A 13,837-nucleotide genomic window follows, 5' to 3' on the forward strand; every position below is an offset into this window, starting at 1 on the left:
CAGCCATGAAGAAAATCATCCAACTCAGCATTGCCTGCCTGCTATTGGTAGCAACGGCCAGCGCGCAACAGGGAAAATCGTTCAATGTGATGTCTTATAACATCCGGTTAAATGTAGCTTCTGATGGCGTAAATGCCTGGCCAAACCGAAAAGATGAAGTGAAAGCCTTAGTGCGCTTTCATGATGCCGATATTTTATGTGTGCAGGAAGCTTTGCCTTTGCAGGTAGATCAACTGTTGGAGAATACGAATTATGCGATGGAAGGTGTAGGCCGTGAAGACGGAAAACGTGCGGGAGAATTTTCTGCCATCTATTACGATAAATCCAGGTTTACGAGAAAAGATGGGGGAACCTTCTGGTTGTCGGAAACACCTGAGCAGCCTTCTAAAGGTTGGGATGCGGCCTTGAACAGGATTTGCTCCTGGGTAAGGTTATATGATCGCCTTAATAAAAAGGAATTTCTGGTGTTCAACACCCATTACGACCATATTGGTGTGCAGGCACGCATTGAATCTGCAAAGTTGATCAAGAAAAAAATCCAGGAAATTGCACCAACTTTACCAGTGGTATTGACTGGAGATTTAAATGTAACTCCTGATACGGAAGCCATTGCAACGATTAATTCCTTTCTAATAGATGCAAAAACTGCGACCCTTGAGCCTGCTTATGGTCCGGTGGGAACATTCAATAACTTTAAGTTCGACAGCCCTTTAAAGGATAAGATTGATTACATCTTTGTGAACAAAGCTTTTAAGGTGCTAAAGTTCGGTGTGTTATCAGATAGTAAAAATTTAAGGTATCCATCAGACCACTTACCAATTATTGCCCGTTTATCTTTCTAAGAGGTTTACACCGACGGCATTATTTTATATCTTTGCATTTTATACCGAACATATAACATGAAGATATCATACAAGTGGCTTACACAATTCCTGACAACTGATAAAACTCCTGAAGAACTTTCACTGATCCTGACCAATATTGGGCTGGAAGTAGAGAGTCTGGAAACCGTACAACCGATTGCAGGTGGTTTAGAAGGATTGGTAATTGGACATGTCATCAGTTGTGTGCAACATCCTAATGCTGATCGTTTACGCGTAACTACAGTAGATGTAGGTACGGGAACAAATATCCAGGTGGTTTGCGGTGCGCCAAATGTTGCCGAAGGCCAGAAAGTGGTAGTCGCTACAGTAGGTACTACCGTTTATCCTAATGATGGCGAACCTTTCAAGATCAACAAATCGAAGATCAGAGGCGAAGTTTCTGAAGGAATGATCTGTGCAGAAGATGAAATCGGATTGGGTGGTTCTCATGCAGGTATTATGGTACTTCCAGAAGATACTGTAGTAGGTGTTACCGCTAAAGCTTATTTTAACCTGGAAGATGACTATTTGTATGAAATCGGATTGACGCCTAACAGGGCTGATGCAGCTTCCCATTTAGGAGTAGCAAGAGATTTAGCGGCTTTTTTACGTACGCCATTAACTATGCCTGATGTTGCTGCCTTTAAAACAGCAAATGAAAGTCTGACAATCCCGGTAACTGTTGAAGATACTGAAGCCTGCCCAAGATATAGCAGTGTTTCCATCTCTGGAGTAACGGTGAAAACTTCTCCAGACTGGTTGCAGGACAAATTGAAAATTATCGGCATTCGCCCGATCAATAATATCGTTGACATTACCAATTATGTATTGCATGAATTGGGACAACCTTTACATGCTTTCGACGCTGATCAATTGACTGGTGGGAAAGTTATCGTGAAGAAATGTGCAGAAGGTACGCCTTTTGTAACACTTGATGGCGTAGAGCGTAAGCTTTCTGCAGATGACTTGGTGATCTGTAATGCAGATGCCCCAATGTGTATCGCTGGTGTATTTGGTGGTAAAAACTCAGGGGTTAATGAAACCACAACGAATATCTTTTTAGAAAGTGCTTATTTCGATGCTAAATCGGTGCGTAAGACTTCTAAAAGACATAATTTAAAGACGGATGCTTCTTTCAGATTTGAGCGTGGTACCGATCCGGATATGACTGTATTCGCTTTGAAGCGTGCGGCTTTATTAATTCAGGAATTGGCTGGTGGAGAAATTTCTTCTGCTGTTTCTGACATCTATCCGGCTCCTGTAGCAGCTTTTGATGTGGAAGTAAACTACAACAATATCAATAAATTGATTGGTGTAGAGATTCCTCATTCGGAGATTAAATCGATCATTACTTCATTGAGTATGGAAGTAGTGGCAGAAACTACTGAAGGATTATCGTTAAAAGTACCTAGCTATAAAGTAGATGTAACGCGCGAATGTGATGTTACGGAAGAAGTATTGAGAATATACGGTTACAATAATATTGAGATCCCAAATAAAGTGAATGCTTCTTTATCTTACAGTACTAAGCCAGATAAAGAACAAACACAACATGTGGTTGCAGATATGTTAACTGCAAATGGATATTTAGAAATCTGGTGTAACTCGCTTACTAAAGGTGCTTATTCAAAAACACCGGAAGAATCGGTGCAGATCCTGAATCCATTGAGTTCAGATTTGAACGTGATGCGTCAGGGTTTATTGATGCCGGCATTAGAAAGCGTTGCCTATAACCTGAACAGGAAAACCGCAGACATTAAATTCTATGAATTCGGTAAAACTTATCACCTGATCAATGAAAAATACGTAGAACGTCCGCGTTTGTTGATCGTATTGTCTGGTGCTAACCAATCGGAGCAATGGAACCATAAAGCATCACCAGTAACTTTCTACAATTTGAAAGCAGCTGTGGATGCGGTAATCGGACGTCTGGGAATTACTAATTACCAGTCGGAAGAGGTTAATGATGAAAACTTCGCCTATGGTTTGAAGTATTTCAGAGGCGACAAAGCGATCGTTACTTTTGGTGCGGTGACTAAAGCGGACTTAAAAACTGCCGATGTGGAGAAAGACGTGTTTTACGCAGATTTCGACTGGGCATTGATGTTGGACATCATTAAAAAGAATAAAATTGTGAACAAGGAAGTGTCGAAATATCCTGCTGTAAGGAGAGATTTATCGATGTTGGTAGACCTGGATGTGACCTTCGATCAATTGAAAACTATTGCTTTTAAAACAGAGAAGAGGCTGATTAAGAGCGTACAGGTATTCGACGTTTATGTTGGAGATCGCTTGCCGGAAGGAAAGAAATCTTATGCCTTAAACTTCACGTTGCAAGACGAGGAGCAGACCTTAACCGACAAGCAAATTGATGCGGTGATGCAAAAGATTATTTCTAACTTAGCGCAAACAGCAAAAGCGGAAATAAGAAAATAATTTATTGCTTTTAAATATTTTTTAGATTAGTACAAAAACTTTAATAACATGTCTTCGGTTGCAGATCAATTAAACTCCGTATTGCAGAAAACAGCTCAGGTAATAGAGCTCTGTAATGCCTTACAGGAAGAAAACGATTTATTAAAGCAAGAAAACCAATCTGTAAAAGTAGCACTGGATCACTCTAAAATTAAGAGCGCAGACCTGGAAGAAAAGCTCCGGGTATTGAAATTAGCGAAGAGTATTGAGGGTACAAGTGAAAAGGCACTTGATATAAAGCAAAAAATTAACGATTTTGTGCGTGAAATAGATAAGTGCGTGGTCTTACTGAAGAAGTAAGGAGAACAATAAAAGTGAAACAAAGCTAAGAAATGGGAGAAATCTCTATAAAAATAACTATTTCCGACCGTATCTACCCTTTAAAGGTAAATACTGAAGAGGAAGAAATTGTGAGGCGGGCAGCAAAGATTATCAATGAGCGCATAAAAGACTATCAGGAAAATTATGCGGTTAGGGATAAACAGGATTTGCTTTCTATGGCAGTGCTGCATTATGCAACGGCAGTACTGAGGGTAGAGAACAAAGTTCAGGATCAGGATTCTGCTGTAGCCGAAAAGGTAGAGGAATTGGATAGTTTATTAAATGATTTTTTCTCCAAATAGGATCGTTCTTTATATGAGTTAAGATTAGCACAACGATATAGCCGCAGCTAGATTTTTGAGTTTCACAATTTTAAAAACTTAACACTTCAATATTTATAGAATTAAGAGGGTGTATTTCATTTGCATTTTATGTACCTGAAAATGACCTAAATTCTAATTATAACTCGTTGAGGTTTTTAATACGTGGGACTTTTAAAGATTTAGTTGCGGTTTTTTTTAAAGTAAAAATTTACGTTGTCACAATGGGAAAAGAACACCAAGAGTTGTTCTGCCCAACTGGCAAGGGAAATATATAAATACAGATGAATTAAAATGGAAATAGTAGGAATAATTGGATATGTACTGGCCGGCTTAGTTGTTGGCGTTTTAGTAGGCAGGTACCTGCTGCGTAGCTTGCTTAAGAACCAGGAGATTGCAGCACAGACCAAGGTAAAAAAGATGCTTAAAGATGCAGAAAGTAAGGCTGAAATTCTAAGGAAGGACAAGTTACTGGAAGCAAAAGAGAAGTTTTTACAGTTGAAGTCTGAGCATGAGCAGGAAGTAAATACAAAAAACAACCAGATCAATCAGCGTGAAAACGCAATGAAGCAGAAAGAACAATCTGTGAATCAGCGTTTGGAAAACATGAACCGTAAGGAACAGGATCTGGACAACACTAAAAAGAACCTGGAGAAGCAAACGGAAGTAGCCGTTAAAAAGCAGGAAGAAGTAGACTTGTTGAAAAATCAGCATGTGAAACAGTTGGAAACCATTGCCGGTCTTAGTGCTGAAGAAGCGAAAAACCAGTTGGTAGAAAACATGAAGCAGGAAGCCCGTACACAGGCGATGATTCAGGTGAAGGATATTGTTGATGAAGCCAAGCTAACCGCAACGAAAGAAGCGAAAAAAGTGGTGATTCAAACGATTCAACGTACTGCAGTAGAAGCAGCGATTGAAAACACAGTTTCTATCTTCCATATCGAAAGTGATGAGATTAAAGGTCGTGTAATTGGTAGAGAAGGACGTAACATTCGTGCTTTAGAAGCTGCTACAGGAATTGAAATCATCGTGGATGATACTCCGGAAGCGATCATTTTATCAGGTTTTGACCCGGTAAGAAGAGAGATTGCCCGTTTGGCATTACACCGCCTGGTAACGGATGGCAGGATTCACCCTGCACGTATCGAAGAGGTTGTGGCTAAAACAAAGAAACAAATTGAAGATGAGATCGTAGAGATCGGTGAGCGTACCGTGATCGATTTACAGATTCATGGTTTACACCCGGAACTGATCAGAATGGTTGGCCGTATGCGTTACCGTTCATCTTACGGACAGAACTTGTTACATCACTCTCGTGAGGTGGCTAATTTCTGTGCAACGATGGCTGCTGAGTTAGGCTTAAATGCTAAAATGGCGAAACGTGCGGGATTATTACACGATATAGGTAAAGTACCTGATGACAACCCGGAATTGCCTCACGCAATCCTTGGAATGCAGTTAGCAGAGAAGTATAAGGAACATCCTGAAATTTGTAATGCTATTGGTGCTCACCATGACGAGATCGAGATGACTTCTATGATTTCACCAATCGTTCAGGCTTGTGATGCCATCTCTGGTGCGCGTCCAGGTGCCCGTCGTGAAGTAGTAGAAAGCTATATCAAGCGTTTGAAAGAACTGGAAGAACTAGCGCTTTCTTACCCTGGTGTAGAGAAAACTTTCGCCATTCAGGCAGGTAGAGAACTTAGGGTAGTAGTAGAAAGTGAAAGAGTAACGGATCAGCAGGCAGAATTGTTAGCAGCCGATATCTCTAACCGCATTCAAACAGAAATGACTTACCCAGGTCAGATTAAAGTCACAGTAATCAGGGAAACCAGATCTGTTTCTTTTGCGAAATAATTGACAATTAAGGCTTAAGCAATTAAGCACACGAATATTTAAATCGAAAGCGATGGAATTATCCATCGCTTTCTTTATTTTTAACAAAATCCAATATCGGATCGCTACAAAAGATGAAGAATCACATGAAGACGAAAGCAGTAGAGAAAAGCAAAGTGGATGTTCTTTTTGATAAATATGCAGAAAGCCATCAGAATCATACCAATGAGATGATCCATTGGATATGTGTACCATTGATTGTTTTTAGCCTGTTAGGTTTGGTATGGGCGATTCCTTTTCCGCACCTGGAATTCCTGGGTAAGTACAATGGATTTGTGAACTGGGCTTCTTTTCTGATTGCTTTTTCAGTGTATTACTATTATAAGCTTTCCCCAATCATGTCTTACCTGATGCTGCTATTGATCTGTCTGATGTCCTTCTTTATCGTGATGCTGGAGAAGTGGGAACTGGCAGGCGGACCGGCAGTTTGGTTGGTTTGTGCAGTGATCTTTGTAGGCGCATGGATTGGCCAATTTATCGGCCATAAGATCGAAGGAAAGAAACCTTCATTTTTAGAAGATGTTAAGTTTTTGTTAATCGGCCCTATTTGGTTATTGCACTTTATATGCAAAAAAATCGGGTTAAAATATTGAGCCAAACCCCATTTAACATGGAATTAACACTGTGATAAAGAAATGGTAATTACCAGCTAATATAGGCCTAACATTGTGGTAATAGATTTGCCTGAAATAAATAACAGGGAAAATTGAAATCACAACTAAATCTCAAAAAGGCATTAATTACTGTTTTATTCGTAATTATTGGCAGCACAGTGTTTGCTCAAACCGGCAAAATTTCTGGTAAAGTATCTGATAAAAAAACAGGAGAAACACTGATTGGTGTGACTGTTAAAATTGCAGGTACGACTAAAGGGTCATCAACTGATGTGGAAGGAAGATATATCATTAGCGGTCTTGCTGCTGGTAAATATATTGTAGAGGCTTCTTACATTGGATATACTACAAAAAGAATTACTGATATTGAAGTTAAAGGAAGCAATGCTACCAGTGTAGATTTTGTATTGGACGAGTCCTCTTCTAATAACTTAAATGAAGTAGTGATTTCTGCTAACGTAAGCAAAGAGTCTGTAAATACATTGTATGCCAATCAAAAGGCCAGCATTAGTATTTCCAGTGGTATCTCTGCAGAATTGATTCGTAAAAGTCCTGATAAGAATACCTCTGAGGTACTAAAAAGAATCAGTGGTGCGAGTATTCAGGATAATAAATATATTATTGTCCGCGGACTATCTGACCGATACAATTCGGCAATGCTAAACAATGCAGTATTGCCAAATACTGAAGTTGATAAAAAAGCATTTTCATTTGATATTTTACCTTCGAATCTGATTGATGCGATTGTGGTAAATAAAACAGCTTCGGCTGATATTCCAGGAGATTTTTCAGGTGGGGTGGTTCAGATCACTACTAAAGATTTTCCTGATAATCCATTTCTTAACTTTTCATTAGGAACATCCTATAATACCCAATCTACTTTTAAAGATTTCCTTTCTCCGGAAAAAAGCGGTAAAGAGGTGTTCGGCTTATACAGTAAGAAGAGAGAAATTCCTTCAAATTTCCCTTCGAGAACTGATTACCTTTCAAAACCTGAGGCTGAACGTTTCGCCCTTTCAAAAAGTTTTGCGAACAACTGGGGATATCATAATGTAAAATCGACACTAGGACCAATTTTTCAAGGGAACTATGGTACCAGTAAAGTTTTCAAAGATGGAAGTAAATTTGGAACGGTATTGTCATTGTCATACAGGTATGATGAGCGTTTGAAAGAAAGTGATCAGATTGCTTACACCGGACAGAGCATCGGAGATAAGTTTCATGACAACTCTTACAACTACAACACTACTATAGGTGGACTAGCTAATTTTGCATACTCATGGGGTACCAATAAAATTGCCTTTAAAAACCTTTATAACAGAGTTCTTGAAAGTCAATTTATCCAAAGAACTGGTAAAGATGAAAGCGGAAACGACTTCCTGAGAACTGGTGATTATTTATTGCAACGGTCTCTGTATACAAGTCAGCTGACAGGTAATCATATTTTATCTGCAACAAGTAAGATCAAATTGGATTGGGGATTGAACTTTGCAAATATTGATAGAAAAGAGCCTGGCTACAAAAGGATGGAATACAATGATGGTGGTGATGGAATCTTCCGTGCAAGTGTACCAACAGGTAGTGCTGCAGCAGGTTTAGGCGGTAATTTTTCTTCTGCATTGAATGAAAACAATTATGGTGGTTCATTTGATGTGACTGTACCTGTGAAATGGTTCAAAGACACTAACAAGTTGAAATTTGGATATTTCGGACAATATAGAAAAAGAGATTTTGCAGCAAGAAACATTGGTTTTATCAGAAATGGTGCTGACTTTAATAGTTCGATCTTAACCCAACCTCAGGATCAGATTTTTGCTCCACAGAACATTGGTCCGAACGGGTTCATCATTGATGAGATTACAAATGGTACGGATAAATACGATGCTAACTCTTTGCTGAATGCAGGATATGTAATGTTTGACGGATACCTTACTGAAAAACTACGATTGGGAATTGGTGCGAGGTTAGAAAGCTATAATCAACAATTGAATAGTATGGATAACTCATCTAGGCCTTTAAAAGTAGATACTACCTATACTAACCTTCTTCCTTCTGCGAACTTGATTTATAACCTGACTGATAAAGCAAGTATCCGTTTATCGGGTTCTCAAACTGTAGGAAGACCTGAGTTCAGAGAAATTGCTCCTTTTTCATTCTATGATTTCAACAAGAATGTGAATGTAACAGGTAACCCTAAATTAAAGCAATCGAAGACGACGAATCTAGACCTGGGTTATGCTTTGTATCCAGCTTCTGGTGAGGCATTCACGGTGTCCGCTTTCTATAAGTACTTTGAAACTCCGATAGAACAACAATTAGATGCTTCAGCTTCAGGAAGGTTATTCGGTTATTTTAATGCAGAATCAGCAACACTATATGGTATTGAAGCGGAATACAGAAAGACACTAGGTTTCGTTGGAGAGCAATTCAGTAATTTTACCTTTAGCGCCAATGCTTCTTATATTAAGTCTGAGGTAGCTGTACCTACTACTGTAAATGCAAGTGGAAAAAGACCAATGCAAGGACAATCTCCTTACCTGATCAATGCTGGTCTGCAATACAGTTCTAAAGCAGAAAATTCAACAGGAGTGAGTTTATTATATAACAGAATTGGAAAAAGGATCTGGGCTGTAGGAAACGTACGCGACCCGGATGTTTACGAAAACCCAAGAAATATATTAGACTTACAGGTTTCTCAGAAGTTTGCTAAGTCAAGAGCAGAGCTGAAACTGAATTTCGGTGATATTCTGAATAACAAAGCAATCTATTATCAAAAACCAAAGAACTCAGACCCAAATGCAGCTTTTGATCCTAAAACAGATCACATCAATATGCAGGATCGTTTTGGCTCTAATATCTCTATTGGCTTCTCTTACAAAATCAAATAGGCTTTACAATTAATTAATATATATACTGATCATTCTTAATTCATCCTTAATAATGGGTTAATATGGTCAGTATATCTTTGAGTAAATAAGACAAAGAAAATGAAAAACAAGTTAAATTTAAGTTTACTAGCTATTTTAGTTGCAGGTGCTACAGCGATTTCTGGTTGTAAGAAAAGCTCGAATCCTGCTGAACTACCAACTGTACCTGATTCTAATGAATCATTAGCAGATGCATTCTTTGATAAAGTGAGTTATAAAGGTGCATTCGGTACTACAGACTGGACTGCAACCTGGGCTAATTATACACCTAATGCTACAGTATATGGTGCGACTACAGATGTATTAACCGGAACTATTTCTACTAACACTACTTTAGACGCTAATAAAGTTTATTTATTATCTGGTTTTGTTTACGTTAAAGAAGGGGTTACCTTAACGATCCCAGCTGGTACGGTAATTAGAGGGGATAAAGTTTCTAAAGGTACTTTAGTGGTAACCCGTGGTGCAAAATTAATTGCTCAGGGTACTATTGATAAGCCAATCGTATTTACCTCTAACTTTGCTCCAGGTCTGAGAAATCCAGGTGATTGGGGTGGTGTTATCCTTTTGGGTAAATCAACAAATAACTATCCTGCTGGTCTAGGTGTGATTGAAGGTGGTATTTCAACACCAGAAGCAAATCACGGTGGAACAGATCCTCTTGATAATTCAGGAACACTTAAATTTGTTCGTATAGAGTTCCCAGGTATTGCATTTGTAAAAGACAATGAAATTAACGGTTTGACATTAGGATCTGTTGGTTCAGGTACCACGATTGATTACGTTCAGGTATCTTATTCTGGTGATGATTCATTCGAATGGTTCGGTGGTACTGTAAATGCAAAACACTTACTATCCATTGCAAATGTGGATGATGTTTTTGATTTTGATAGTGGATTTTCAGGTAAACTACAATATTTAGCTGCAACGAGAGATCCAAAATTAGCGGATCAGGCAGGACAATCAAATGGTATTGAATCTGATAATTCTGCTAATGATTTCACGGTAGGTCCAAGAACACGTCCGGTGATTTCAAACATGACTATTGTTGGTCCTGGAAACGAAAATGTAGATGGTAAATTTGAATATGCTAACCTTTGGAGAAAAGGTTCAAAAATGATTTTGGCTAACTCTATTTTTATCGGATGGAAATATGGTATTGATCTTCGAAATGTAGAGTCAAGCAATGCTTTAAAGGATGGTACTTCATTAATTAAGAACAATATCTATCAATCTTATACTCCCGACAGAGAGGTGGTTGCAGGAGGCCTTACTACAGGTGCTGCATCGTTTGCAAGTGCTGCTGAGTTTAGAACTTACCTTACCTCAAAAGGTAATTCAATTATTGATGCAACTGCTGCTGGAGCATTATTAGCAAATCCATTTAGTCTGACTGCCCCAAGTCTTGTTTTAAAAGCAGGATCAGCAGCTGCTACTGGTGCAACATTCTAAGAAGTATATTTCTAATCATAACAAAAACCGCCTTACAAATTTGTAAGGCGGTTTTTTGTTTAATCCCATTTGTTCTTGGCGTGTAGTAGAATTATATCTCTCAATTGGATGTACTAGCTCTAGAACAAATCCGTAAATTAAGAAAAGAGTAAACCTAAATCATAAAAACAAAAAATCCCCAACAGCTTATGTTGAGGATTTTGCTTTTAGAAGCGTTCTTCGTGTTTTTAGAAGTTTTTGCCAACCTTCTCCAGCATTTCTGCAGGAATGTTCTGCATATCTACCAGAAGGAATCCATCGAGGCAGTCGGAGAATTTAGGATCAATATTGAAACAGATGATCTTCGCATTCAGGTTCATGTATTGTCTTAACAATACCGGAATCTTAATGTGGGTATTCTCAATATCTGAAATCAAACTATCCAGGTCTTTTAAAGAATCACTGCTTTCTACCAATAGATTTTTATCAATGGCAGATAAGTCCGCTTTAAATTTGTTTTTAGGCTTTACGAGAGCTGCCAGTTCGTAATCAAAATGGTTCTTCGTAATGTAATCCACAATCAGTGATTTGGAGAACTTAGAGAAGTTATTACTGATACTTACCGGGCCAAACATATAACGGTATTGCGGATTGTCTAATAGGTATTTTAAAATTCCTTTCCACAATAAGAATAATGGTAATGGCTTTAACTGGTATTCCTTACGGATCCATGAACGACCAAGTTCTATTCCTTTTCTTAGGATTGGATAAAATGGCTCTTTGATTTTGAAAAGCTCAGAAAGGTAAAATCCTCTTCTGCCCATGGTATCCAAAATCTCATCACCTTTACCAATGCGGTAAGCACCTACAATATTTTCTTTTTCCTTATCCCAGATAAACAAGTGGTGATAATAGATATCGTAGTTGTCCAGGTCGATCTTTTTGTTGGTTCCTTCGCCAACTTCTCTGAAGGTAATCTCGCGTAAGCGGCCGATTTCTTTCAGGATATTGGGGATACTAGAGGTTGGTGTGATATAAACTTCATAGTTTTTCTCCTGCCATACCCGGAAGGTTTCCAGTTCTTCTATCTCAGCAACAATTAATGAACGCTCGGTTTCTTCAATTACAGGTTCCGGTTTCTTTTTAATTTTGAAAAGATTGATCGGATTGAATAGTTTTTTCTCTTGATCTAAACCTGTTCCTAAAGCATAGGTGCGTGCACGTAAGAAATCAAGCAGCTTGTTGGTATTGTTTCGGTAAGAGATGTCCTGGATATTAATCGGCTTTCCTATTCTTACCTTTATTTTAAGGCCTTGTTTATTCAGGAATTCTGAAGGAAGTTTGGCAGTTCTTAAAGTAGGGTGGATGAAACTTAGAATGTTAAAAAGAACACCATTGTTGCCATGGAAATAGATTGGTACTACAGGAACTTTTGCACGGGCAATTAGTTTACCTACTACCGGATGCCATAGGCGATCGGTAATTTCCTGCTTGTCCAGGCTAAAGGTAGAAACCTCTCCGGCAGGGAAGATCCCTATTGGTGTTCCGCTCTGCAGTAAATCGAAGGTTGCTTTCAGACCACTGATACTAGAGGTATGTTGTACGTTCTCGAATGGATTTACGGCAACAAAGAACTCACTTAGGTTAGGGATTTTTTTAAGAATAAAATTCACCATTACCTTCGCTTCAGGTCTAACTGTACATAGTAATTTTACGAGTGCTAAACCTTCGATACCACCATAAGGATGATTGGCGATTGCAATAAAACCTCCGGTTTTAGGAATGCTTTTCAGGTCGTCTTCATCAAAATCAATCGTGACGCCAATGGTTTCTAATATTTTGTCAACAAATTCTAACCCATTATAATGTTTGTTCTGGGAAAAAACCTTGTTGATGTCATTCAATTTCATCATCTCCATTAGCAAAGCTGCCAGGCCAGGCACGCCCAGCTTATCTATTTTTGTGGCCTCTGCAAATTCTTTAGTGGTTATGATCTTCATCTAATTTTTTGTGTGAATAATAAAGCAATTTCAAAAATAAGATTTATATTTTTAAATAACAGTACCTACATTGTGCAGGTGTTCAGAAAATGGCTAAATAACTACTTTGAATTTTCCAAAAGGGAATTTAATGGACTATTGGTCTTAATTACACTGATCGGTTTGGTTGCGATAGCTCCTGTAGTTTATCGGGCTTTGCAGCCGTTAAAGGAGCCAACTGCAGAGGAGGAGTTGGCCATACTGAAATTAGCACTGGCCAGCGCGTCTGAAACTGAGCGGTCCAGGCCAGATCATCAACGCTTTTATCCTCCGGTTTCAGGAAAAAAGAAATCTTCCCTATTTTATTTTGATCCGAATTTAATCGGGCAGGTAGACTGGCAACAGCTGGGTTTATCCGAAAAGCAGGCAGCAGCAATTTTAAACTATCGTAGAAAGGGAGGTGTATTTCGTAAGGCATCGGATTTAAAGAAGATGTATACGATTTCTGCAGACTTGTACCTGCAGCTGGAACCTTATGTTCAAATTCAGTTGCCGGAGAAGTCGGTTTCTGTCGAGGCAGATCGCCCGGTTCAGGCTATCGCCCCTAGGCAAATTATTATGGTGGCACTCAATACTGCGGATACCCTGGAACTGGACCGCATTCATGGAATCGGTAAGGTCTTTGCCAGAAGAATTGTTGCCTATCGGGAAAAGATTGGTGGTTTTTATAAAAAGGAGCAACTGATGGAGGTATTTGGCCTCGACAGTCTAAAGTTTATGGAGATCAAAGACCAGGTTTATGTAGAGCCTGCTTTATTGAGAAAGATCAATATCAACACCGCAACGGCTGCTGATTTCAAGCGACACCCTTATCTAAGGTATCAACAGATCAATGCTTTGATCGCCTATAGAAAACAACACGGAAATTATAGTAATATTGCGGACTTAAATAAGGTGGTGATTATGACCCCTGAACTCATTGAAAAATTGGCGCCTTATCTTATTTTTTAA

The 13,837-nt window shown here is 38.8% G+C and carries 10 protein-coding genes; 9 read left to right on the forward strand and 1 reads right to left on the reverse strand.

Translation table 11 applies throughout. The features are described from left to right. The first annotated feature begins 5 nt into the window (after positions 1-5). From R2S10_RS16815 to R2S10_RS16850, 8 genes are all read left to right on the forward strand, one after another. A complete protein-coding gene (locus tag R2S10_RS16815; RefSeq protein WP_316841581.1) occupies positions 6-842 on the forward strand; it encodes an endonuclease/exonuclease/phosphatase family protein in 837 nt (278 codons plus the stop codon). Between the two features lie 57 nt (positions 843-899). Then, entirely contained in the window at positions 900-3,299 is a 2,400-nt protein-coding gene (gene pheT, locus R2S10_RS16820; protein ID WP_316841582.1) for a phenylalanine--tRNA ligase subunit beta, read from the forward strand. A gap of 48 nt (positions 3,300-3,347) precedes the next feature. Further along, positions 3,348-3,638, forward strand: a complete 291-nt coding sequence (locus R2S10_RS16825) for a hypothetical protein (RefSeq protein WP_316841583.1) — start codon at positions 3,348-3,350, stop codon at positions 3,636-3,638. Between the two features lie 32 nt (positions 3,639-3,670). Then, complete coding sequence (locus R2S10_RS16830) at positions 3,671-3,961, forward strand: cell division protein ZapA (RefSeq protein WP_316822349.1); 291 nt, start codon at positions 3,671-3,673, stop codon at positions 3,959-3,961. A gap of 312 nt (positions 3,962-4,273) precedes the next feature. Further along, positions 4,274-5,836 (forward strand): ribonuclease Y, encoded by a 1,563-nt coding sequence (rny, locus tag R2S10_RS16835; RefSeq protein ID WP_316841584.1) that lies wholly within the window; start codon positions 4,274-4,276, stop codon positions 5,834-5,836. 125 nt (positions 5,837-5,961) lie between these two features. Then, positions 5,962-6,468 (forward strand): DUF962 domain-containing protein, encoded by a 507-nt coding sequence (locus R2S10_RS16840; RefSeq protein ID WP_316841585.1) that lies wholly within the window; start codon positions 5,962-5,964, stop codon positions 6,466-6,468. A 113-nt stretch (positions 6,469-6,581) separates the two neighbouring features. After that, a complete protein-coding gene (locus R2S10_RS16845) occupies positions 6,582-9,377 on the forward strand; it encodes a TonB-dependent receptor (RefSeq protein WP_316841586.1) in 2,796 nt (931 codons plus the stop codon). 99 nt (positions 9,378-9,476) lie between these two features. After that, the gene (locus R2S10_RS16850) at positions 9,477-10,868 is read left to right on the forward strand and encodes a hypothetical protein (RefSeq protein WP_316841587.1); all 1,392 of its coding nucleotides are present in this window, start codon (positions 9,477-9,479) and stop codon (positions 10,866-10,868) included. A 227-nt stretch (positions 10,869-11,095) separates the two neighbouring features. Here R2S10_RS16850 and R2S10_RS16855 read toward each other — a convergent pair whose 3' ends face one another. Beyond that, positions 11,096-12,847, reverse strand: coding sequence for a lysophospholipid acyltransferase family protein (locus R2S10_RS16855; protein ID WP_316841588.1), 1,752 nt, complete (start codon positions 12,845-12,847; stop codon positions 11,096-11,098). Positions 12,848-12,859: 12 nt separating this feature from the next. On the opposite strand from R2S10_RS16855, the gene R2S10_RS16860 reads away from it, so the two are divergent. Then, on the forward strand, positions 12,860-13,837 hold the full coding sequence (locus tag R2S10_RS16860) for a helix-hairpin-helix domain-containing protein (RefSeq protein ID WP_316841589.1): 978 nt from the start codon (positions 12,860-12,862) through the stop codon (positions 13,835-13,837).

This window comes from Pedobacter gandavensis, assembly GCF_032678745.1.
Taxonomy (GTDB): domain Bacteria; phylum Bacteroidota; class Bacteroidia; order Sphingobacteriales; family Sphingobacteriaceae; genus Pedobacter; species Pedobacter gandavensis_C.

Bases quoted from the DNA above. Each gene is read 5' to 3' on its own strand.
- R2S10_RS16855 (WP_316841588.1), bottom strand. From the start codon at position 12,847: ATGAAGATCATAACCACTAAAGAATTTGCAGAGGCCACAAAAATAGAT.
- R2S10_RS16815 (WP_316841581.1), top strand. From the start codon at position 6: ATGAAGAAAATCATCCAACTCAGCATTGCCTGCCTGCTATTGGTAGCA.
- R2S10_RS16830 (WP_316822349.1), top strand. From the start codon at position 3,671: ATGGGAGAAATCTCTATAAAAATAACTATTTCCGACCGTATCTACCCT.
- pheT (WP_316841582.1), top strand. From the start codon at position 900: ATGAAGATATCATACAAGTGGCTTACACAATTCCTGACAACTGATAAA.
- rny (WP_316841584.1), top strand. From the start codon at position 4,274: ATGGAAATAGTAGGAATAATTGGATATGTACTGGCCGGCTTAGTTGTT.
- R2S10_RS16850 (WP_316841587.1), top strand. From the start codon at position 9,477: ATGAAAAACAAGTTAAATTTAAGTTTACTAGCTATTTTAGTTGCAGGT.
- R2S10_RS16840 (WP_316841585.1), top strand. From the start codon at position 5,962: ATGAAGACGAAAGCAGTAGAGAAAAGCAAAGTGGATGTTCTTTTTGAT.
- R2S10_RS16825 (WP_316841583.1), top strand. From the start codon at position 3,348: ATGTCTTCGGTTGCAGATCAATTAAACTCCGTATTGCAGAAAACAGCT.